Below are 21,762 nucleotides of genomic sequence, written 5' to 3' on the forward strand. Positions count from 1 at the left end.
TTCTTCACTTGAGAGACGATAGTAATATACTATGATAAGCAAATGAGGACAGTGTATGATTAAAATGTTGATAAGTGCTGTACTGTTTTTTGGTTTTATGAACTATTCGGTTTCAGCAGCCGTCATTCAAAACGTAGATTTTGGTTTACAAGCTGATGAAATAGTGATCACCTTTCTACCTCTTTCAGCTGGAGAAGCAAGTCTGATTCAAGACGGAAGCGGTGAGACCATTTTGATAAATACCGGAAGTGCATCTTCCTATCCCGAGCTAAAGAAGTGGCTGCAGCGATATAAAGTAAAAAAAATCAACCAATTAATAATTACGAAACAGCAAAAGTACTATAATTCAAATGTTCAGCGAGCTGTGAACGATTATCATATAGAGCGTATTATTGCCCCCGCTCAGTATCAGGCGGAATTTCAAACAGAGAAGTGGAAAGAAAATGATTTATTTCAGTTAACAGATAATATACACGTTGATGTCTTGCACGCATCGAAGCAAAAAACAGCTGCTATGGATCTATTATTCACGATCGGAGAACATCGGATTCTATATGCAATGAGCAGCTCAAATGAAGTAGAAGAAAAGTTTTTGCGTATTCCTCTTACCGATGTAGCTGTATTGAAAGTTCCTAATTTTGGAGAAGGAGCCTTTTTTTCGAATGCATTTTTGAAGCAATTAAACACACAGCTTGCGGTTATGTTCACTAAACCAGACCGTTCTTATTCCGGACAGCTACTTTCAAATTTAACGGCTGAATGGATTGAAATATATGACGTAAGGGAGGGGAGCGCTTACTCTATTAAAATGTCGCTAAAATCCTATGATGTGATGAAATTTTCTGCAAAATAAACAAATTTCCTTTTGCAAAAAGAGGTAAATTCCTTATAATATTATATATGTTTACTTATTTATTCGGTTTTTACGCAAAACGTACAGACTGGATTGCTGAGTGAAAAAGATGACGATGGTTTTTGATACCTGTTATAATACGGATATCGTCATTTTTGCGTCGTGATAGACGAGCTAGGAGGGTTACAATGGAAAGCAGGATTGAAGTATTATCAACTGTCCGCGTGGAAAATTCCTCGGATTTATATAAAATTGTTGATAGTTTGAATCGCACGTTAAAAAAGCAAGATTTGATGTTCGGATTAGCGTTAGATGAAGAAGATCAAAGCAAAGCTGTATTTACAATTTATCGTACATAAGTAGGGATTTTATGAAAAAGTTAATTATTGTAGCGGTAACTGCTGTGCTTTTAATTATCGGGGGCATTTCTTTTAGCATTTATCACTCGTCCGTGAAGGATGTTCATTCTGCTGAGGAAAAAGCAGCATCCCAAGCAAAAAAAGAATTTAATTTGAAATCTGTCACAAGCACCCAGCCATATTTCGGCAATCATGCATTTTATGTAGTAGAAGGTACAAACCGAAGCAATCAAAAGGTAATTGCTTGGATGCCTAAAAGCAAAAAACAAACAGCTGTTTTAAAGAAAGTAAGCAGCGGGATCACAAAAGAGAAAGCCATTTCCATTGTGAAAAATGATAAAAACCCGCAGGAAATTAAGTCGGTGCGCCTAGGCATTGAAAATAAAAAGCCGCTGTGGGAAGTAACATATGTGGATAAAGATAAGAAACATTTAACATACTATTATCTTGATTTCTCTAGCGGTGAATTTATAAAACGATACAGCTTATCTCAATCATAAATCGTTTATACCATATGAAATACCATATGTGTCATAATATAAGATTTCAGCGCTTTATGAAAATGAAGCCAACTTTTTATCTATAATCAGCCCGCGGGCTGATTATAGCTTTAGTTCATAGGGGGAGATTTTAGTGAAGTTAGCAAAACGTGTATCAGCATTAACGCCATCATCAACATTAGCGATTACAGCAAAAGCGAAAGAATTGAAAGCGGCTGGTCATGATGTGATTGGACTTGGAGCAGGGGAACCTGATTTTAATACGCCGCAGCACATTTTAGAAGCGGCTGTTACAGCAATGAATGATGGTCAGACAAAATATACGCCAGCAGGCGGCCTTGCACCATTAAAAGAAGCGGTAATTGAAAAATTCAAACGCGATCAAGGCCTGACGTATTCACCTTCTGAAATTATTGTTTGTACAGGTGCTAAGCACGCACTGTATACGTTATTTCAAGTTCTGTTAGACGAAGGTGACGAAGTGATTATCCCAACTCCTTACTGGGTAAGTTATCCTGAGCAAGTAAAGTTAGCAGAAGGTGCACCAGTATTCGTTGAAGGTTCTGAAAATAACGAATTTAAAATCACACCTGAACAATTAGAAGCGGCTATTACTGCTAAAACCAAAGCTGTTATTATCAATTCACCAAGCAACCCAACAGGTATGATTTACACAAGAGAAGAGCTTCAAGCTTTAGGAGAAGTTTGCTTGAAGCACGACATTTTTATCGTATCAGATGAAATTTATGAAAAGCTTGTGTATGGTCAAAATGAACATGTATCGATTGCACAGCTTTCACCAGCGTTAAAAGAAAAAACAATTATCATTAACGGTGTTTCTAAGTCACATTCTATGACGGGCTGGCGCATTGGATATGCGGCTGGTGATGCTACAGTTATTAAAGCGATGACAAACCTAGCGAGTCACAGCACGTCAAATCCAACATCTATTGCTCAATATGCAACAATTGCTGCTTATAACGGCACTCAGGAGCCGGTGGAAATGATGCGACAAGCTTTTGAAGAGCGTCTAAACGTAATTCATGAAAAGCTGATTAACATTCCAGGGTTCTCATGCTTAAAACCACAAGGTGCTTTCTACTTATTCCCTAATGCAATTGAAGCTGCAAAATTAACTGGTTTTGATACAGTTGATGCATGGGTAGAAGCTATTTTAGAAGAAGAGAAGGTAGCCCTAGTTCCTGGATCAGGATTCGGTTCACCTGAAAACGTACGTCTTTCTTATGCTACATCACTAGATCTGCTAGAAAAGGCATTGGAACGAATTCAATCATTCATGACTCGTCATATGAAATAAAAAAGATTATATTTTTTTAAAAAAAGAGCCTTTTAGCACAAATCACACGTGTTAGAAGGCTCTTTTTGTTTGTTACTTGTTATTATGTTTGTCGAAATGTATAATAGGATGGCATACATAATTACGAAATGTAAGTTTTTTGGAGGGATATTAATCGTGAAAATTACGATTTCAGAAGCAAGCAAGCATGTAGGAAAAGAAGTAACAATTGGTGCTTGGTTAGCGAATAAACGTTCAAGTGGTAAAATTGCCTTTTTACAGCTGCGCGATGGATCAGGATTCATGCAAGGAGTAGTTGTAAAAGCTGAAGTAGAAGAAGAAACTTTTAAATTAGCTAAATCTATGACGCAAGAATCATCACTATATGTAACAGGTGTGGTACGTGAAGATGAGCGCTCACCGTTTGGCTATGAGTTAACAGTTACAAGCCTTGAAGTTATTCATGAAGCTGTTGATTATCCAATTACGCCAAAAGAACATGGAACAGAGTTCTTAATGGATAACCGTCATTTATGGCTGCGTTCTAAACGTCAACATGCTGTTATGAAAGTTCGTAACGAAATTATTCGTGCAACGTATGAATTCTTTAACGAAAACGGGTTTACAAAAGTAGATCCTCCAATCCTAACAGGAAGTGCTCCTGAAGGAACAACAGAATTATTCCACACGAAATATTTTGACGAAGATGCATATCTTTCACAAAGTGGACAGCTTTATATGGAAGCAGCGGCAATGGCGCTTGGAAAAGTATTTTCATTCGGTCCAACGTTCCGCGCTGAAAAATCTAAAACACGCCGTCATTTAATTGAGTTTTGGATGATTGAACCAGAGATGGCTTTCTACCAATTCGAAGATAACTTGAAAGTACAGGAAGAGTATGTGTCTCATGTCGTACAGTCTGTTTTAACAAACTGTAAGTTAGAGTTAAATGTACTAGGCCGTGATACATCTAAGTTAGAACAAATTAAAGCGCCATTCCCTCGTATCTCGTACGATGAGGCTCTTAAATTCTTACATGAAAAAGGATTTACAGACATTCAGTGGGGAGATGACTTTGGAGCACCGCATGAAACGGCTATCGCAGAAAGCTATGACAAGCCGGTATTCATTACACACTATCCAACGTCATTAAAACCATTTTATATGCAGCCAGATCCAACAAATGAAGACGTAGTATTATGTGCAGACTTAATCGCACCAGAAGGCTACGGAGAAATCATTGGAGGCTCTGAACGTATTCATGATCAAGAGCTTTTAGCTCAGCGTGTAGAAGAGCACAAATTAGATACAGAAACGTATAAGTGGTATTTAGAGCTTCGTAAGTATGGCTCAGTTCCACATTCAGGATTTGGTTTAGGCCTTGAGCGTACGGTAGCATGGATTAGCGGCGTAGAACACGTTCGTGAAACGATTCCATTCCCACGCTTATTAAACCGTTTATACCCGTAAGGAAGTGAAAAAGTATTCTGACTTTTATAGTCAGGATACTTTTTTAGCTTTTTTTATGAATCATAAAAAGAAAAGAAAAACGAGGCTTTTACTTATATCACAAGGAAACAAAGGCAAACATAGAAGAGAGTCTAACTTAAAAGGGAGTTGCAATTCTCGAAAAAATAAGTTAGTGTAATATTCTTGGAAGGAAGTCATCGTTCGTATATATTTTATATGTGCAGAGCAATGGTACGGTTTCAGCGGAAAGTTTTACATAGAAGCTTTTTTAGCTTCGAATAATTATTACTTTGACTATAAACTTCATGATATACTAACTACTGAGGTGTTCGGATATGAAAAAAGAAACGTTAATTGAATGGTTTGAACAAGGCACAGTTTCAATTCCGAAGCTGCTGTTTAATCACTATAGCGATTTGGGAATGAACGAAACGGAATTCATGACGTTAATGCATATTTATGTTTCCATTGAAGGCGGTGAAGGTTTCCCGACACCTAATGAATTGGCGGCAAAAATGAGTATTTCAAGTGCTGTCTGTATGGATACGCTGCGAGCATTAATTCAGCGCGGCTTTTTATCTATTGAGCAAGATCAACAGCAAAACGCCCTTATTTGTGAACGTTATTCATTAAAACCGCTTTGGGAAAAGCTTATTCATCATATGATGCACGAAACAAGAGAAGTAGAAAAAAGCGAAGAAGAACAAGAAGAGCTTAATTTATATACAATGTTTGAAAAAGAGTTTGGCAGAGCATTGTCTCCGTTTGAATGCGAAACGCTAGCGATGTGGATTGATCAAGATCATCATGATCCAATTATTATTAAAGCGGCGCTAAGAGAGTCGGTGATGTCTGGAAAATTAAACTTCCGGTATATTGATCGTATTTTATTTGAATGGAAGAAAAACGGCATTCAGACCATTGATCAAGCCCGCAAGCATAGCCAAAAATTTCGTCAAAATCAACAGCCCAAAAAACTATCTTCTGTTAACCCTTCTCAGTCTACATCAGCCATTCCTTTTTTTAATTGGCTAGAGCAATGACAGGATAAAAAGCTGCTTCAAGATCCAAGTAATTGAATCTTGAAGCAGCTTTTTTAAAAGAGTATGGACAAAAGTAGCATTTGACAGGAACCCTATTGTAAAATAGGAGGGAACTACCTGTAAGAAGAAGGAGAACTAGTATGTTAACGTTAAAACAAATCAGACAGTGCCTAGATGCTATGGCAGAAATGTTTCCTGACGCCCACTGTGAGTTAAATCATCGGAATCCCTTTGATTTAGTCATTGCCGTGGCGCTATCTGCTCAGTGCACAGATGCTTTAGTCAACCGCGTAACAGCGGATTTATTCAAGAAATATCAAACGCCTGAAGACTATTTAGCCGTTTCGTTAGAAGAGCTGCAGCAAGATATTAGATCAATCGGGTTATATAGAAACAAAGCTAAAAATATTCAAAAGCTCTGCCGTATGCTCATTGATGAATACGGAGGAGAAGTTCCAAAAGATCGTGATGAGCTTACCAATCTTCCAGGAGTAGGGCGTAAGACGGCTAATGTTGTTGTATCCGTAGCTTTTGGAGTACCGTCAATAGCAGTAGATACGCATGTAGAACGTGTAAGTAAACGCCTTGGAATTTGCAGGTGGAAAGATTCCGTTTTGGAAGTAGAAAAAACGCTGATGAGAAAAATTCCGAAAGATGAATGGTCCGTTACGCATCATCGACTTATCTTTTTTGGACGCTATCACTGTAAAGCACAGTCTCCTCAATGTCATGTCTGCCCGCTTCTTGATCTTTGCCGAGAAGGAAAGAAACGAATGAAAGGAAAAGAGAAGAAGACAGATGTTACCGATTGAAGTACCGTCACATTTCATATGCGAACCATTTTATTCAAAAGAAGATCGGGTTCTTGAAACAGATATAAAAAATGGAAGAAATTATTTTGCTTATGATATTTTATACGATGTACATAAAGAAACGAAAACACCTTGGAGTGATGTTCAAAAGAACATACGGCCATTTTTTGAAAAGTGGGAAACTCAAAGGGAAGAACTGTATACGCTTTTTTCTCAGCGAAAAGCAAAAGAAGCAGCGCCTTGTATGAAACAAGCTGCTGCTATGTATATTAGTTTACTGTTTTGGATTAATGGACAACCCGTTCGGCGTTTAAATCGGCTGCAAGAAGACATAGCGAACCTAACCTATAAGCCTATTAACTGTGCTGAGAGGCTTCTGTTTTTGCTGCAGCGAGTTTCTTCTTATCAAGCGTATATTCAGCTGACAGAATTATTTAATGAGCTGCGTAAGCAATATGCAAAAATGCTTATTCTTCACAAGAAATAAAGCCCCTACACGTGTAGGGGCTTTTTACTGCTACGTTAATTTTCAGTTGTTGGCTCTTGCTGCGGTGTAGCAGGTGTTGACGGCGTCGATGGTGTAGATGGTGTAGCAGGAGTTTGTGGTGTTTGACTTCCTGAGTCACTTCCACCGTTGTCTGCTGGAGGAGTTGTTGCGCCTCCGTTATTATTGTTGTTGCCGTTATTACCATCGTTAGCATTGCCGCTATCGTTATTGTTATTATCGGTATTGCCGCTATTGCTACCGCTGCTATTGCTGCCATTATTGCTGTTTTGGTTATCATCCGGCTGAGTAGATGAATCGTCACCTTGATCAGAGCCGTTGTTTTGATCAGTGTTGCTATTGTCTTCATTTTGATTATCGTCCGTTGTTCCGTCATCTTCAGGCTTAGTAGAATCATCTTCGGTAGCTTGATCTGATGAATCAGGGACTTTTACAGAAGAACTAGCGCTTTCGCCCGTATTTGTTGTTACGGTGAAACTATACGTTGCGCCTGGTGCTGGGTTGGAAATTGTCTTTCCACCGGCTCCTGCGCCAGATGCGAGTTGTTCGGAACCGTTAGGAGAGGACATTGTGACTGTAAAGGTCGTATCACTGGCTGCGTTTGACGCTGACCAGTTAACTGAAATTGCTCCTCCGCTATACGAAGCAGTAATTTTTGGCTTCACATCTTTATTGTCTTTTTTCTCTTTTTTGTCCTCTTTTTTATCTTCTTTCTTTTCTTCTTTTTCTTTTTTCACAAACGTTTGAGATACTTTTGTCGGTGCAGTACCGCGCACAAAGTATTCTTTCGTAATTAAGCTCGAAGGAGTAGAGCCGCTTGGGCGTTTTAAGTCTTTGCCCGTTGGTTTTTCCACGGAACGTTCAACTACGCTGTCCGGCTGCTTGAAACTTCCTTTAGGTTTGCCTTCAGAAATATGAGTAATAACATGCTTAAAGATATTTTTTGCCATGCCTGTTTCATTAGCACTTAAAATATAGCCGTCTTTAGCAGTTTCATAGCCTGTCCATACGGAAATCGTATAGTTTGGCGTAAACCCATTAAACCAAACGTCTTTTTCACCAGCGTCTGGAATATTGTATCGTTTTTTCTCATCAGCACTAAAGTTCGAAGTTCCTGTTTTACCCGCAATTTCTAATCCTGGTGTACGAACAGCACGAGCTGTACCATATGATTCGTTTACAACAGATTTCATCATGTCCGTCATCATAAATGCCGTGTAATCTTGCATTGCGCGTTTTGGTTTTGGCGTTAAATCAATTTCTGTTCCATCAGGGAATTTTACCTTTGTCACTGTATGCGGTGCATTGTACATACCTTCATTTGCAAAAGCACTATAGGCTCCAGCCATTTGTAGAGGTGTAACACCTGTACGGAAGCCTCCGATAGAATAAGATTCAGAATAAGCTTCGCCGTCTTCTTCATCTAATTTTAGCCCAAGGCCTGTAGCGAACTCTTTTGCTTTGTCCGCACCGGTTGCTTGAAACGCTTTTAAGGCAGGGATGTTCAGTGAACGTCCTAAAGCTTCACGCGCTGAAACCCACCCTTTATAGTTGCGTCCAAAATTTCGGATTGGCGTGCCGTTTGAATAATGATATTCTTCATCTTTTATCGGTTGTCCAGTAGACCACTTTAAGTTCTCAATCGCTGGACCGTAATCTAAGATTGGCTTAATTGTTGAGCCAGGCTGACGTCTCATATTTGTGGCAAAGTTTAAGCCGCCTGATACACGATTACGTCCGCCTCCAATTGCTTGAATACCGCCTGTTTCATTATCTACCACGACAAGACCTGCTTGGAATTTATCGTTCGGGAAGTTGACTACTTTGTTATTCATCACATCATCCACATAGTCCTGAGCATTAGTGTCAAGCGTTGTATAAATTTCTAAGCCCGCAGAAAATGGATCCGCGTCTGTTTTCTTTTTTACTTCCTCGATTACTTGATCAATAAATACATCGTACTTAGATGTTGATTCAGTTTGTTTAGCTAAGTGAGCCTGTACATCTACTTGTTTTGCTTTGTCGGCCTGGGCTTGTGTAATGAAGCCGTTTTTAGCCATTAAGTTTAATACTGTGTTACGGCGTTTGGTAGCATTCTCTGGGTTTGTAACTGGGTTATAAGTAGTTGGCGCTTTTGGTAAGCCTGCCAACATAGCAGCTTCATCAAGAGTTAAATCTTTTACGCTTTTAACTCCGTAAAATTTCTCAGCCGCTCGTTCAATACCGTATACTTCACCTGATGCGAAATATATTTTGTTTAAATACATTTCAAGAATTTGTTGCTTCGAATATTTGCGCTCAAGCTGGTAAGCTAACCACATTTCTTGTACTTTACGTTTAACCGTCTTCTTTGGTGATAAGAACGAGTTCTTTACCACTTGCTGAGTAATCGTACTACCGCCCTCAGCACCGAAGCCGTTTTTAAAGTTCGCCATTAATGCTCCGCCAATACGGTAAAAGTCGACGCCGTGATGTTTATAAAAACGAACGTCTTCCGTAGCGATAAATGCGTTTTTGACGACTTGAGGGATTTCATCGTATTGCACATATGTACGTTTTTGAGCTCCAATTTCTTTTACAACTGTCTTTCCATCGTTTGCATATACTTTAGATGAAAAAGAGTTTTTTAATACCGAGTCATCCACTTTTGGAGCATCGCTTATCATAGCAAAAAAAGTTCCCACTCCGGCAATGAGCCCGATGATTCCTATCAGTAAAACTGCGGCAACAATTTTACGAAATAGGCCTCCTTTTTTCTTCTTTTTCGGTTTTCCTTGAGATTTACCTTCTGGTTTGTTGTCATTCATAGCTCTTCGTCGTTCTTCACGAGAGCGATAATTATCTGACATAAAAACTCCTACCTTTCAACGCATTGTAAGAGAATGATTTCCGTAAACATATATATCATACTCTTAAAAGTATAATTTATCTATAGTTTTTATGTAATCGATTCTCGGATGGTAACCAAGTTCGATGAAATGTCCTTTTTTTTCAATATCTGCCTTAGGGATTGATTTTCGTCCATCTTTTTTCATGGCATCCCAATAAGGAAAAAGGAACTGTGCTTCGAACAAGTATATTTCTTGTAAAGTAGAGAACATTAATATAACGAAACAAACCCCGTTTTGTTTCACAATTTGCTTCATATGTTCAATTTGATGTTCATGAAAATTACGCAGAGGAAATGAGGTTTTATTTCTCGTTTCTTTTGCTTCAAAGTCAAGGTGTTTTCCTTTATAGACGCCATTATAGTCTGTAGTAGAGGCCTGTTTAAAATAAGCTTCTTTGATAACAGCGGCACTTCTCTTCGGATAGTCTACTTTTACAATTTGAACAGGGGTTGGTTTTTTGTGAACAATGGCTATTCCTTTTGAAACATAGTATTCATTTGTTTCGTTTAAATCGTCCTCCAGCGTCATGCCACGATTGCTATAGCTAGCTTCTAGCTTTTTAGGGGAAGGACTGCTGGTATTCAATGGCTTATAGGCCTTTCCGTTAGGATAGCGAATCATAACCATCACTCCTTTAGTGTAAATCTATTAAACAAACAAATTCTATTATACCAAATCCTACAAATAAAAATAGATGAAAGAAGATGAAGAGATGTCACTCAATAGTTCGGAACAAGCGCTGTTGACGGCGATTAAAAAAAAAACAGACAAGCTGAATATTGATAATATATCAAGAACCCAAGCTTATGCAACTTTTTATCATAGATATCCTGAAGTAAAGTGGGCATTTCTCGCAAGTATGGTATCCCGAAACGCAGGGTGGAATATGTGTGATTTGCAAGGGGAAAACATGAAAAAAGCGTTATCAAAGCAAACGCGCGATTTATTATTTTTGACGTATGAAAGAGCAAATTGGCTTATTTTCAAAGATGCCTTCCCTCAATTACTATTGTATGCTGTTTCGCGTAAAAAACATGTCTCTTACCTTCATTTACTTCCCTATTTAAATGTTTCATCTTTTATCGAAGAGAAGTGGAGGCAATTTATGCAGAAACCTTGTGAACTGGAGCTTATTCATGCGTTAATTGTGAATGAGCAGCACGTTATTCAAAAGCCCGTTATTGAACAGCCTTTTTATCAAGATAAAGTGTTTAAAAGTATGCTGTTTTTTTTTCAAGATATATTCCACTTTAGCTCCGTCCTTTTTCCTACTACAAAAGGGGAGCTATACGGTTGTTCTGTTCATGATTTTACAAAAGTAAATAATCGGATTGATTTGGGGAAGAAATTAGCGGCTTTATTATTTCATGAAAAGTATTATCCCTTGTTTTATGAATTTTCTTTGAAAACAAAGCATACGGGTTCGAGATACGATTATGAGCAGTATTTTGTGGATGAAACCAGTTGCTGTACACCTGCACTTCGAAAGGTGTATCCGGCTATTAGACATCATGAAAAAAAGAGAGAAAAGTGGTTTTTAACAAAAAAAGAGGAACACAAGCTGATGAAAAAGCCGCCTTTTCCAAAGAAAGTTCATTTTACAAAGTGGTATCTTCAAAAGCAAAAGCAGCTGCATATATTAATGAAAGTAGCGCAAGTAGTTAATGTAAATAAAAACGGCCACAAGTGACCGTTTTGTTCTTAAGTAGAAGGCTGGTTAGGACCGTTTAACTTTTTAGGATCACCGTAGGTTTTTGTTTCAGGCTTATTTTTAGGCTGTGATTTTTGCTGTTTGTTGGCCATATCTAGGCACCTCCTATCATGTTGTAATGAACGTTCAGCAGCAGAATGTATCAGCTTAGCTGAAATGTCTATACTAGTGTTTTCAATATGTTCTCTTTCGATTCACCATAAATGAAAATGTCGAAAACATCTTTCTTTGACGAATAGAAACTAGTTTTGTCATGTGTGAAGGGACATTGAATAAAAAAGAGAATACGTTATGCAAAGGAAAATTTGGAGGGATGGCGATGAAACAAAGTATGGTTAAAACAAGCGAAATGATGACTTTATTAGATAGCTTACTAGAGCAAGTAGATCTAGTGGATAAAACGATGTCTACATCTATAAATGAAGCATTTACACATTGTGAAGAAACATATATGGAACAAGTTCATCGCATTGACCAATCACTGCAAGAAATTGAAGTAGCTGTGTATGAAAGCATGCCTTCCGAAACAGAATGGAGTAGAAGCCGAAGAGAAATGGTTCTTCATACAGTATAAAGATTGTTTATGTTACAATAGTCATCGTAGAGGTGACGAATAACGATGAATGAAGATGTGAAAAAAAGTACGGAAATCATGTTTCAATATAATGAAGTAGCTGTAGAACGATTAGCGTCTATTCAACAAGAAGAAAATTATGAAGTTAAATTTTTTGAAGAAGTAAAACCTTATGGAGATATTTTCTTCAAAGAACTTGATGGCTGGGCTAGTCTCGTAACCGAATGGCTGAAGAAAGAGCGACCAAAATATATTCATGTTAATCAAGTAGAGACGTTAAAAGAAAATTTACAAAACGTTGTACTACAGTCATTTTATCCCGAGACGCGAGAAAAGCGATTTAAAAAGATGTATCACTCAAATAAGTATGTGCTCGAGTCGATATTGAATAATTAATCCCGGCCTTCCGTTAAGATCTACAAGGTGGGGATTTTCTATGTATGAGATGGTAACAAAAGTATTTTACTCGAAGTGAAAAACGAACTATCGATCATTTTTTTGATTCGTAGTTTGTTTTTTTGATGATCAGCATAGGTTTCATCTGTTTCGTTCCTTCGAGTAGTTGATTGGAGGGCAAGGCGAAGGCTCCTGCGGGAAAAGCGGAACAGATGAGACCCCGCAGAAGCGCAAGCGACGAGGAGGCTCATCGGCCGCCCGCGGAAAGCGAAGCCTTGCACGTAGATCAACTGCGGTGCCATAAGCGGTTCAGCTCATGTATCCCATTTGTTCGTTTCTAGATTGGATTCATTTTGTTATGTCCCAGCCTCTTTTTATCATGATCAATAAAAAGTTAATCAAAATCTTTTTGAGATTGGATAGAAACAGCTGGGTGATCTTGTGAAGCGACTGTATCGATATGATAATCAACTTTTTCGGTATGTTTAGAAGCAACGGCGTTATTTGTTTTATTTACTGCACTTTGTCCCTGCTTTTTGTGATCAAAATGTTTTCCACGACTCATGAGATAGACCTCCTTTATTGAATACTACGTTAAAGCTTTTATAGTATAAACAAGTCAAAAAAGAAGTATGTGTCCACTTTATCGGAAACAAAGAAACCACCGATTTCTCGGTGGTAGTAAAAAAATTAATCATCTTGTGCACTAAAATCGGGCTTAGTAGCTCCAATTTGTTCGAGTTCACGTACAGCGGCTTTGTAATTCATAGGAGTTAAAAAACCTTTTAAATACTGCTGCTGAGCAAAATCGAGTAATTCATTACTTGACTGCGGCTCATATTGTTTCACCGCAATAAAAGCTTCTTGAAGTTCGTTCACATACATGTAAATTCCCTCCTAATCCCCATTTGTGCCACTACGTATAGGTAGTATCACTTGTTCTTATCGTACCATATATTTAAAAAATCTCGTTTTTTTGAAAAATTTAAACTTTCGACAGAAACCTACATATTTTTGAATGCGTTCTCCAAAAGTACAAGTAGACGAACGTCACCTCTTATTTCTGCATACATACTATATATTATGTAATATTAAAAAGGAGGTATTGATTTTGCATGTATACAAGTAAGCACTATCCGTATTATGAGCAACATCAACCAGAACGTTTTGATTTAAGTCAGGTACATCCATTTCCACAGTATCACCAGCAGCCATGGACGGAAGCTTATATGCCGCAACATCCGTACGCTCAGCAACAAATGCCTTTTGGTCCTCAGCAAATTCCCTATATGAACGGAATGTATCAGCAGCCCATGTACAATAATGCAGGTGCGCCTTTTAATCCATACCCTAAAGCTCAGCAGCAAAAGCCTCAGCCTTCTCAATTTCAGTCATTAATGTCTCAGTTTAAATCGAGTGATGGCAATTACGATATGAACAAGATGATGAATACTGCGGGGCAGATGATGGGAGCCATGAACCAATTAACATCCTTAGTAAAAGGATTTTCCGGGATTTTCAAAGTATAAGGACTAGAAGATGGTTTCTAGTCCCTGCTTATTATTTCTTCTTTTGATTTTTTAAATAGGTTTCTCCAAGAAGTGCAAATACTTCATTGTAAGTTAATCCAGACTGAGCATTTAAACGTTTGACTTCTTCGATATCTGTTGTTGATGAAGTTGAGATTTGATGCTTGCTTTTTTTCATAAAAGCTCTCCTTTTCTATGTAAAATGAATAACATCCCATCTTAGTATATTTCCAAATGTGCCCCTTCTATAACTGGAAAAAAACGCCGAAGACACTCATGGTTCTTCGGCTTTTTTTTGCAATAAAGATGAGTGTTTAGAGAAATTAAGAACGACGAGAGCGGCGAGTAGAAAGACGAGAGCGGCGAGTAGAACGACGAGAGCGGCGGGTAGAACGGCGAGAGCGGCGAGTAGAACGGCGAGAGCGGCGAGTAGAACGGCGAGAGCGGCGAGTAGAACGGCGAGAGCGGCGAGTAGAACGGCGAGAGCGGCGAGTAGAACGGCGAGAGCGGCGAGTAGAACGGCGAGAGCGGCGAGTAGAACGGCGAGAGCGGCGAGTAGAACGGCGAGAGCGGCGAGTAGAACGGCGAGAACGACGAGTAGAGCGATGAGAGCGGCGAGTAGAACGACGAGAGCCGCGAGAAGAGCGACGCGTACCGCGGGTAGAACGGCGAGTGCTACGAGAAGAGCGACGCGGCTTTGTTAGTGGACCGGCAGTTGGCTCTTGAAACATAAAAGATTTCAGTTCTGTACATTCTAGGGCTTCAGCAGCCTCTTTAATTTTTTCAGGTGTAATATGCAATACAAAAACCTCCTTGGCAATTGGACTAGGTCTTGCATTAATAGAATACGCGCTGATGCTTGTCCTTGATATGAGTCAAAAGTGGAGTTTACGGAAATAGTTGATGCGGTGGGGTATCATGGAGAATTTTCCCTTCATATACTTTAATAATTGAAGAAAGGTGGTCGAATAATGAAGCAAAAAGAAATCCCTCAATACGCTCTGTTTGTGAATGTAAAAGATTTAAAGGAAATGCAAAGAGATATTTGGTCAGAAGAAGCGGTTCAGGCAACGATGAAGTTTAACAAAAAACGCTACGATATTGATTTGCTGCTAAGAGGCTCCCATATTCGGAAGATGAAGAAAAAGTCATATTATATTGAATTTTATTCTCCGAAGATATTTCAGCGTGCCAAAGAAATACACCTAAACGCTGAATATAAAGATCCATCGCTTATGCGCAACAAATTGTCCCTCGATTTTTTCTCTTCTTTAGATGTTTTATCTCCTCACTCTCAGTTTGTCACTCTTAAGATTAATGGGAAAAATGAAGGAATATATCTTCAGCTCGAATCGGTAGATGAACTATTTTTGAAAAAAAGAAATTTAGCGGATGGATCCATATTTTATGCAGTGGACGGAGATGCTAATTTTTCTTTGATGAGCGATTTGGATAAAAAGCCGAAAACAACTTTGTTATCTGGATATGAAGATAAAGCAGTGAGAGAAGGGGATGAGGAAAAATTAGAAAAGTTTATATTTAATCTTAATACCTGGACAAATACGGAATTCGAACAGAATATTGAGAAGTACCTGAACGTCGACCGCTACTTATCTTGGCTAGTCGGTATTATTTGTATGCAGAATTACGACGGTTTTGTCCATAACTATGCGCTCTATCTAAATCATGAAAGCGGGCGTTTTGAACTGATTCCATGGGATTATGATGCAACTTGGGGAAGAGATGTAAATGGAAAAGTAATGGAAGGAGACTATGTCCGTGCACAAGGATTTAATACGCTTACAGCTCGCTTACTGGCGGTGAACAGCATTAAAAAGCGATATATTAAAAAAATGAACAATGTTCTAAATAATCAATTTACAATAGAATACATGAAACCAATCATTTATCAACTGCATGAGTATATTGCTCCATATGTATTAAAAGATCCTTACGTAAAAGATAACTTAGAGCAATTTTATAAAGAACCCGAATTTATGCTGTCTTTTATAAAAGAACGAACAGCGTATATTAAAAATAACCTTTTGACTCTTTAAAAATGGATAGATTTATAGGCAACAGTGGATTTTGTTAATAATAGGCAAATGCAGGAAATCAATAGCTGTACATGATACGTATATATACAGTATGAATGACCAATAAGGATAACTAATAAGGAGGAAAAACAATGAGTAACTATTACTATGGCCAAGAACAAGAGCAAAATCAAAATCCACGCCAAAAATCAAGCCAAAAACGCAGCCGAAATATACAAATGCCTGATAAAGGCTATTCTTCTCACTTCAAACCCCTAAAAGGAAGAGTGGTGACTGTTTATCGTGGAGGACCTGAATCTAAAACAGGTTATTTGGTTGACGTGCAGTCAGACTATTTAATCTTAGCAGTGGAAAGCAATAATAACAATAATAACAATAATGGTGAAAATAACAATCAAAACAATCAAAACAACCAAAATAATAATCAGCAAGAATATACACTTGTATATTATCACTTAGCGCATGTAAAAAGTATTACTGAAGATACTATGTCAAATTCGGCACAAACGTTTACCGGAATTAGCACAGAATTAGAATTGTATCGAGGAAAAACTTTTGCAGGAACTTTATCATTGATGAAAACTAAATATGTGCAGGTTAACCAAGGTGGGCCTGAGAAAAAAGCAGGTCAACTTCTTGATGTCTTAGGTTCATTTGAATCTGCTTATATAGTATTACTCACAGAGGACGACGGTATCATCTATATTAATACTGAACACGTTAAGAGTGTGAGTGAATATCAAAACAACAATGGAGATCAAACTACTCAATCTGCAAATGAACTCTTAGTGAGTCAAGAACCAGAATATATGAAATCTAAAAGCTTTAACGATCTTTTTGCTCACCTTTCCCATAAATGGGTATCAATCAATAATGGAGGACCTGAAGCTGTAGAGGGCGTGCTAGTACAAAGCCGAAATGGTACATTTACACTTGTGCAGAATAATCAAGTATTACGCTTACAGCCGAGACATGTTAAAACCATTTGTGTAGGAGCAAAAGGGGCTTTTAAGCAAAACGATAACAATCAAAACAATGAGGAAACAGAAGAAAATGGAGAGACTGAAGCTGCAAAGTCTACAGAAGAACGTACAGGAAGCCGCACAGGTGGACGTACAGGACGCCGTACGGGAGGGCGCACAGATGATCGCTCTCGAGGACGCCGCACGGGAGGACGCACAGGGGATCGTTCTCGAGGACGCCGTACGGGTTCACGCTCTTCAGCACCGGCAGAGAAAGTTATTAAAACGAAAAATTATCGTTGGAAAGCATGATGAAATGGAACATAAAAGGTGCTTATAAAGCACCTTTTCTATCATATAGGAAAAAGGAGGAGAATGAGAATGAGTATGAATCATTATATCAATAAAATTGTGGAGTTAGATATTTCAGGTAAAACGACATTTGTTGGCAGACTTATTGATCTTGGATTAGATATTATGGTTTTGTATAATGGACATGATTATTTGTATATTCCTCTTTTACACATGCATGGTTTGCGGGAAGTATCGGAAGAAGACTATACGGTTTTACGTGAAATAGAAGAGAACTTAATAGAAGAAAGTCAGCGGATTTCTTATCGTAATATTTTACAGCAGGCAAAAGGGAAGTTTATTGAAATTTATGTAACGGGAGGGAAATCATTGCATGGCTATATTACAAGCGTGCTGAATGATTATCTTGTATTTTATTCTCCAGTGTATAAGAATGTCTTTGTTTCTCTGCATCATTTGAAATGGCTTACCCCTTACAGTAATGAGTTAACCCCTTATTCTTTAAGTGACAAAGAGCTGCCAGTAAGGCCCGCCTCTGCACCTTTTGTCAGAAACTTTGAAGAGCAGCTTAAAAAATATGAAAATCAACTGGTCGTATTAGATTTAGGGGATCAATCAGAAAAAATTGGCGTACTTAAAGAAGTTTCTAATAATATTGTTGAACTAATTACGGCAAATGGAGAAAGTATGTATTGGAAGCTAGCTCATGTAAAATCTGTGCACTTGCCTTAGAAAAAGAGACCTCGGTGTCGTCTCTTTTTTTATGTGCTTATCAGGACAAGTATATTGAATAAACAAATGAGATGATTTAAATTTTTTAGAAAATTATGTTGACAATAAAGAAAATCTTTATTAAAGTTAGTAACAACAAACGTTAACCACCAACAATTATATAGAACTCTTATCAAGAGTGGCGGAGGGACTGGCCCTGCGATGCCCGGCAACCATCAAATGAAACATTCATTTGAACGGTGCTAATTCCTGTGGAACATCAGTATTGTTCTAACAGATGAGAGAAATCGTGTATAAACGAACACTCTTCCATCTGTGAAGAGTGTTTTTTATTTTGAGTTAAGGAGAGAAATAGATGAAAATTGAAACTTTATTAGTTCGTTCAGGAGTAGGTCGTGACCCTTCAACAGGTTCTATTACAACACCCATTTACCAAGCATCAACATTTGCTCATCCTGCTTTAGGGCAAAGTACAGGATTTGACTATGCGCGTACGGCAAATCCTACTCGTACAGCATTGGAAGAAGCAATTGCTGCTTTAGAAAAAGGCGAAGTAGGAGTAGCATTCGCTTCAGGAATGGCGGGTGTAATGGCAGTTTTAGCACTATTTAAAAACGGAGATCATTTAATTGTATCAGAGGATTTATACGGAGGAACGTACCGAGTACTAAATGAAATCTTTTCAGAGCAAGGAATTACTGTTTCGTACGTCAACACAGCCCATCTCGAGCAAGTGAAAGATGCGCTTCGTCCCAATACGAAAGCTGTATTTATTGAAACACCTACAAATCCAATGATGCACGTAACTGATTTGCCAGAAGCAATTGCGTTAGCTAAACAGCATGATTTGCTTACGATCGTTGACAATACATTCATGTCCCCTTACTATCAGCGTCCTTTAGAGCTTGGAGCAGATATCGTGATACATAGTGCGAGCAAATACATTGGAGGTCATAATGATGTAGTTGCTGGTCTTGTAGTCGCTCGATGTAGTAGCTTAGGAGAAAGAATTCGTTTTTATCAAAATGCAGCTGGGGCAATCTTAGGTCCACAAGATAGCTGGCTGTTATTGCGCGGTGTTAAAACGCTAGCGCTTCGTATGGAAAAGCATAACGAAAACGCACTGAAAATTGCAAAGTGGCTTACTGCTCATGATCTCGTGGAAAAAGTGTATTACCCTGGTCTTGAAACACATCCGGGCTATGAAATCATGAAGAAACAAGCAACTGGATTTGGAGGCATGATTTCTTTTGCTGTCTCACACCCTGACATCGTGTCCACGCTTTTGGAAAATGTCAAAGTTATTACATTTGCAGAAAGCTTAGGAGGCGTGGAAAGTTTAATGACATTCCCAGCTCGTCAAACACACGCTGACATTCCGGAGGAAATTCGAAACCGTGTCGGAGTAACAAACTGTTTACTGCGATTATCTGTTGGAATTGAGCACGCAGATGATTTAATTAAAGATTTGAAGGAGGCATTTGATGCATACCAACAATAATAAACATAGATTTGGTACGAACTTAATTCATGCAAATACAGGAATTGACGGTCATTTTGGAGCAGTTAACGTACCTATTTATCAGGTATCTACATTTAACCAAGAAGATGAGACGAACAACGGCCGCTATGACTATTCTCGTTCAGGAAATCCAACTCGTGAGGCTTTAGAAAACACCATTGCTCAGCTAGAAAATGGATACGCTGGCTTTGCTTTTTCGTCAGGTATGGCTGCTATCTCATCGGTGTTATCTATTTTTGAATCAGGGGATGAAATTTTAGTTTCACACGATACGTACGGCGGGACATATCGTGTATTAACACGATTATTTTCAAAGTTTGGTATCAAAACAACTTTTGTTGATACAACGAAGGTTGAAAAAGTAGAAGAAGCTATCACAAAAGATACGAAGGCTATTTATATCGAAAGCCCTTCAAATCCATTTTTACAGGTAACGGATATTAAAGCAGTAGCAAGTTTGGCGAAAGAGCGCAATCTCCTTACAATTGTGGATAACACGTTTTTAACGCCTTATCTACAGCAGCCGATTGACCTTGGTGTAAATATTGTAATTCATAGTGCTACAAAATATATCAGCGGTCACAGTGACGTCATTGGCGGTCTAGTTGTGGTAAGCGATGAAAAGCTAGCGGAAGAAGTAAAGTTTGTACAAAATGCTTTTGGTGCTATCTTAGGACCACAGGATTGTTTTTTACTGCTTCGAGGCATTAAGACATTAAAAGTTCGTTTAGATCAACAGTTAAAAACAGCGCTGCAGTTTGCAAAGTGGCTTGAAGAACAATCTCTAGTGAGCCGTGTATACTACCCAGGTTTAAAAAGTCATCCAGACCACAAACTCATTTCAGAACAAGCAAATGGATACGGAGCTATGATTTCTTTCCAAGTACAGGATGAAAAAGTAGCACGACATATTTTGCAAGGAGTCAAATTGGCTTCAATCGGCGTTAGTCTAGGTGCAGTTGAATCCATTCTAACGCATCCTGCAACAATGTCTCATGCAAGTATCCCAAAAGAAGTACGTGAAGAAAAAGGAATTACTGATTCACTTCTTCGCCTTTCAGTAGGGTTAGAGGAATTCGAGGATTTGAAGCAAGACTTTAACGCTGTTTTTCAAAGCTTAGAAGAAAAAGCGTTAATTAAATAAAAAAAGGACTTCCATCAAGGAAGTCCTTTTTCTTGTTATATACAGCTATCTAAAAGGTCTGTGTATAGGGACGTAAGCGCAACTTTTTCATCAGAGGAAAGACTGCTGTTTAGAATTCTTTTGATGCCAAGATGATATTTTACATACGGTGTTTGCCGAACGCGTGGATGAGTCATTTCATCTTTTAAATCTTTCAGAATGGCTTCGTGAAGCTGATCTTCACTTGCCATGGCTTGTTTAGAAGCGAACGAACGGTTCAACCATAGGGTCTGATAAGCTGCTAGTAAATGTTCAGAAGTCATTGTGCAAAGAGCTCCTTTAGATTAGTTTCTTCATTATAATAATCTATAGTTTACCATAAGTATTAATACGTGTACGTAACTTTTACAGAAGCAGATACAGTCAAGGACTGAGCTTGAATAGGGGGAGAGGCTGCTAATAACTTAGGCGAGGAGCCAGATGACTGATAGACGGGTCCTTCTTCGATTAAAATAGGAATTTGGTTAATAGGGAGCTGCAGCGTGTTGGCAATGGTAAAGGCCTTTTCTTTAGCATTTAATAAAGCTTTACTAATCGCTTCTTGTTCATATTTATCATCATTTGTAACGTGAAATTGAAGATCTTGCGCTACGTTGGCTCCGCTTGAAAACGTAGCGTTATAAACATCGCCAGCTTGTTTTACATCCTGTACTCTTACTCTAAACAAATGCTGTACTTCGTATCCTGTAAGAGTCGATTTTCCATCGCTGTAATCATATTTAGGATTTATGGTGAATGAAGCTGTTTCAATTTGCTGGTCATTGATTCCAAGTTTTTTTATCTCTTGCAGCAAAGTATTTGAAACAGCTGAATTTTCTTTTAAGGCTTCTTGAACGTCTCGGTTTTCCGTCCGGGTTCCAATCGTCAGGGAAATTTCATTTGGAACTGCTGAAGCACTTCCTTCACCAATTACTTTAATTTCTCTATTTTGTGTATCTACGCGCAGTTGCTGTGTAGGTTCATAAGGGAAATAAGAATGTTGCATGTAAAAACCCTCCTTAATCCGTCTTTAGTACATATATATGACTGTATGGCTTGCATTAAAAGCAAAAAG

The 21,762-nt window shown here is 38.4% G+C and carries 27 protein-coding genes and 1 riboswitch; of the genes, 18 read left to right on the forward strand and 9 right to left on the reverse strand.

Features of this window, described 5'->3' with window-relative positions; translation table 11 throughout:
• Positions 1 to 55 precede the first annotated feature (55 nt).
• The 8 genes from ACOZIR_RS16255 (at position 56) to ACOZIR_RS16290 (ending at position 6,821) form a co-directional block, all read left to right on the forward strand.
• Positions 56 to 853, forward strand: coding sequence for a hydrolase (locus tag ACOZIR_RS16255; RefSeq protein ID WP_328120619.1), 798 nt, complete (start codon positions 56 to 58; stop codon positions 851 to 853).
• Positions 854 to 1,041: 188 nt separating this feature from the next.
• Positions 1,042 to 1,212, forward strand: a complete 171-nt coding sequence (locus ACOZIR_RS16260) for a YpmA family protein (RefSeq protein ID WP_013056102.1) — start codon at positions 1,042 to 1,044, stop codon at positions 1,210 to 1,212.
• Positions 1,213 to 1,223: 11 nt separating this feature from the next.
• The gene (locus ACOZIR_RS16265) at positions 1,224 to 1,712 is read left to right on the forward strand and encodes a DUF5590 domain-containing protein (RefSeq protein ID WP_328120621.1); all 489 of its coding nucleotides are present in this window, start codon (positions 1,224 to 1,226) and stop codon (positions 1,710 to 1,712) included.
• Positions 1,713 to 1,845: 133 nt separating this feature from the next.
• On the forward strand, positions 1,846 to 3,030 hold the full coding sequence (locus ACOZIR_RS16270; RefSeq protein WP_310879134.1) for a pyridoxal phosphate-dependent aminotransferase: 1,185 nt from the start codon (positions 1,846 to 1,848) through the stop codon (positions 3,028 to 3,030).
• A 156-nt stretch (positions 3,031 to 3,186) separates the two neighbouring features.
• Positions 3,187 to 4,479, forward strand: coding sequence for an asparagine--tRNA ligase (asnS, locus tag ACOZIR_RS16275; RefSeq protein ID WP_045293839.1), 1,293 nt, complete (start codon positions 3,187 to 3,189; stop codon positions 4,477 to 4,479).
• 335 nt (positions 4,480 to 4,814) lie between these two features.
• On the forward strand, positions 4,815 to 5,522 hold the full coding sequence (locus tag ACOZIR_RS16280; RefSeq protein WP_045293840.1) for a DnaD domain-containing protein: 708 nt from the start codon (positions 4,815 to 4,817) through the stop codon (positions 5,520 to 5,522).
• Between the two features lie 140 nt (positions 5,523 to 5,662).
• Entirely contained in the window at positions 5,663 to 6,334 is a 672-nt protein-coding gene (gene nth / locus ACOZIR_RS16285) for an endonuclease III (RefSeq protein ID WP_028414079.1), read from the forward strand.
• The gene (locus ACOZIR_RS16290) at positions 6,321 to 6,821 is read left to right on the forward strand and encodes a YpoC family protein (protein WP_328120625.1); all 501 of its coding nucleotides are present in this window, start codon (positions 6,321 to 6,323) and stop codon (positions 6,819 to 6,821) included. The genes nth and ACOZIR_RS16290 overlap by 14 nt, the downstream gene beginning before the upstream one ends.
• A gap of 35 nt (positions 6,822 to 6,856) precedes the next feature.
• Here ACOZIR_RS16290 and ACOZIR_RS16295 read toward each other — a convergent pair whose 3' ends face one another.
• Both ACOZIR_RS16295 and recU read right to left on the reverse strand, forming a co-directional pair.
• Entirely contained in the window at positions 6,857 to 9,688 is a 2,832-nt protein-coding gene (locus ACOZIR_RS16295; RefSeq protein ID WP_310879135.1) for a PBP1A family penicillin-binding protein, read from the reverse strand.
• A gap of 63 nt (positions 9,689 to 9,751) precedes the next feature.
• Positions 9,752 to 10,351 carry a Holliday junction resolvase RecU gene (recU, locus tag ACOZIR_RS16300; protein WP_045293843.1) on the reverse strand — a complete coding sequence of 200 codons (600 nt, stop codon included), beginning with the start codon at positions 10,349 to 10,351 and terminating at the stop codon, positions 9,752 to 9,754.
• 73 nt (positions 10,352 to 10,424) lie between these two features.
• Here recU and ACOZIR_RS16305 point away from each other — a divergent pair, with 73 nt between their 5' ends.
• Positions 10,425 to 11,420 (forward strand): DUF2515 family protein, encoded by a 996-nt coding sequence (locus ACOZIR_RS16305; protein ID WP_328120627.1) that lies wholly within the window; start codon positions 10,425 to 10,427, stop codon positions 11,418 to 11,420.
• Positions 11,421 to 11,431: 11 nt separating this feature from the next.
• Here the strand turns inward: ACOZIR_RS16305 and ACOZIR_RS16310 are convergent, their stop codons facing one another.
• Positions 11,432 to 11,533: a hypothetical protein gene (locus tag ACOZIR_RS16310; protein WP_016763465.1), complete on the reverse strand. Its 102-nt coding sequence runs from the start codon at positions 11,531 to 11,533 to the stop codon at positions 11,432 to 11,434.
• A gap of 227 nt (positions 11,534 to 11,760) precedes the next feature.
• Here ACOZIR_RS16310 and ACOZIR_RS16315 point away from each other — a divergent pair, with 227 nt between their 5' ends.
• The 3 genes from ACOZIR_RS16315 (at position 11,761) to ACOZIR_RS16325 (ending at position 12,715) form a co-directional block, all read left to right on the forward strand.
• A complete protein-coding gene (locus tag ACOZIR_RS16315) occupies positions 11,761 to 12,015 on the forward strand; it encodes a hypothetical protein (protein WP_029325131.1) in 255 nt (84 codons plus the stop codon).
• 45 nt (positions 12,016 to 12,060) lie between these two features.
• Positions 12,061 to 12,411 carry a YppE family protein gene (locus ACOZIR_RS16320; RefSeq protein ID WP_045293845.1) on the forward strand — a complete coding sequence of 117 codons (351 nt, stop codon included), beginning with the start codon at positions 12,061 to 12,063 and terminating at the stop codon, positions 12,409 to 12,411.
• A gap of 166 nt (positions 12,412 to 12,577) precedes the next feature.
• Complete coding sequence (locus ACOZIR_RS16325) at positions 12,578 to 12,715, forward strand: hypothetical protein (RefSeq protein ID WP_169746686.1); 138 nt, start codon at positions 12,578 to 12,580, stop codon at positions 12,713 to 12,715.
• A gap of 90 nt (positions 12,716 to 12,805) precedes the next feature.
• Here the strand turns inward: ACOZIR_RS16325 and ACOZIR_RS16330 are convergent, their stop codons facing one another.
• Both ACOZIR_RS16330 and ACOZIR_RS16335 read right to left on the reverse strand, forming a co-directional pair.
• Positions 12,806 to 12,976: a hypothetical protein gene (locus tag ACOZIR_RS16330; protein WP_165573332.1), complete on the reverse strand. Its 171-nt coding sequence runs from the start codon at positions 12,974 to 12,976 to the stop codon at positions 12,806 to 12,808.
• A 125-nt stretch (positions 12,977 to 13,101) separates the two neighbouring features.
• The gene (locus ACOZIR_RS16335) at positions 13,102 to 13,296 is read right to left on the reverse strand and encodes a YppF family protein (RefSeq protein WP_013056115.1); all 195 of its coding nucleotides are present in this window, start codon (positions 13,294 to 13,296) and stop codon (positions 13,102 to 13,104) included.
• A gap of 230 nt (positions 13,297 to 13,526) precedes the next feature.
• Here ACOZIR_RS16335 and ACOZIR_RS16340 point away from each other — a divergent pair, with 230 nt between their 5' ends.
• Entirely contained in the window at positions 13,527 to 13,940 is a 414-nt protein-coding gene (locus ACOZIR_RS16340; RefSeq protein ID WP_013056116.1) for a YppG family protein, read from the forward strand.
• 31 nt (positions 13,941 to 13,971) lie between these two features.
• Here ACOZIR_RS16340 and ACOZIR_RS16345 read toward each other — a convergent pair whose 3' ends face one another.
• Positions 13,972 to 14,118, reverse strand: coding sequence for a hypothetical protein (locus tag ACOZIR_RS16345; RefSeq protein WP_169746687.1), 147 nt, complete (start codon positions 14,116 to 14,118; stop codon positions 13,972 to 13,974).
• Between the two features lie 145 nt (positions 14,119 to 14,263).
• Positions 14,264 to 14,740 carry a CotG/ExsB N-terminal domain-containing protein gene (locus tag ACOZIR_RS16350; RefSeq protein ID WP_421535712.1) on the reverse strand — a complete coding sequence of 159 codons (477 nt, stop codon included), beginning with the start codon at positions 14,738 to 14,740 and terminating at the stop codon, positions 14,264 to 14,266.
• A 171-nt stretch (positions 14,741 to 14,911) separates the two neighbouring features.
• On the opposite strand from ACOZIR_RS16350, the gene ACOZIR_RS16355 reads away from it, so the two are divergent.
• The 5 genes from ACOZIR_RS16355 to ACOZIR_RS16375 all read left to right on the forward strand — a co-directional run bounded on the left by ACOZIR_RS16355 (position 14,912) and on the right by ACOZIR_RS16375 (position 20,669).
• The gene (locus ACOZIR_RS16355; RefSeq protein ID WP_328119983.1) at positions 14,912 to 15,997 is read left to right on the forward strand and encodes a CotH kinase family protein; all 1,086 of its coding nucleotides are present in this window, start codon (positions 14,912 to 14,914) and stop codon (positions 15,995 to 15,997) included.
• Positions 15,998 to 16,215: 218 nt separating this feature from the next.
• Complete coding sequence (locus ACOZIR_RS16360) at positions 16,216 to 17,271, forward strand: spore coat protein (protein ID WP_412761995.1); 1,056 nt, start codon at positions 16,216 to 16,218, stop codon at positions 17,269 to 17,271.
• A gap of 69 nt (positions 17,272 to 17,340) precedes the next feature.
• Positions 17,341 to 18,003: a hypothetical protein gene (locus ACOZIR_RS16365; protein ID WP_028407978.1), complete on the forward strand. Its 663-nt coding sequence runs from the start codon at positions 17,341 to 17,343 to the stop codon at positions 18,001 to 18,003.
• Positions 18,004 to 18,169: 166 nt separating this feature from the next.
• Positions 18,170 to 18,287: riboswitch (SAM riboswitch) on the forward strand.
• Between the two features lie 71 nt (positions 18,288 to 18,358).
• Positions 18,359 to 19,504 carry a trans-sulfuration enzyme family protein gene (locus ACOZIR_RS16370; RefSeq protein WP_045293849.1) on the forward strand — a complete coding sequence of 382 codons (1,146 nt, stop codon included), beginning with the start codon at positions 18,359 to 18,361 and terminating at the stop codon, positions 19,502 to 19,504.
• Complete coding sequence (locus ACOZIR_RS16375; RefSeq protein ID WP_014460952.1) at positions 19,488 to 20,669, forward strand: trans-sulfuration enzyme family protein; 1,182 nt, start codon at positions 19,488 to 19,490, stop codon at positions 20,667 to 20,669. Before ACOZIR_RS16370 ends, ACOZIR_RS16375 begins: the two co-directional genes overlap by 17 nt.
• Positions 20,670 to 20,704: 35 nt before the next feature.
• Here the strand turns inward: ACOZIR_RS16375 and ACOZIR_RS16380 are convergent, their stop codons facing one another.
• The gene (locus ACOZIR_RS16380; protein WP_045293851.1) at positions 20,705 to 20,971 is read right to left on the reverse strand and encodes a hypothetical protein; all 267 of its coding nucleotides are present in this window, start codon (positions 20,969 to 20,971) and stop codon (positions 20,705 to 20,707) included.
• A 62-nt stretch (positions 20,972 to 21,033) separates the two neighbouring features.
• Entirely contained in the window at positions 21,034 to 21,693 is a 660-nt protein-coding gene (locus tag ACOZIR_RS16385; RefSeq protein ID WP_310879137.1) for an SIMPL domain-containing protein, read from the reverse strand.
• Between the last annotated feature and the right edge of the window lie 69 nt (positions 21,694 to 21,762).

The organism is Priestia sp. D3YE.R1 (assembly GCF_049199565.1).
In the GTDB taxonomy this organism is placed as follows: domain Bacteria; phylum Bacillota; class Bacilli; order Bacillales; family Bacillaceae_H; genus Priestia; species Priestia aryabhattai.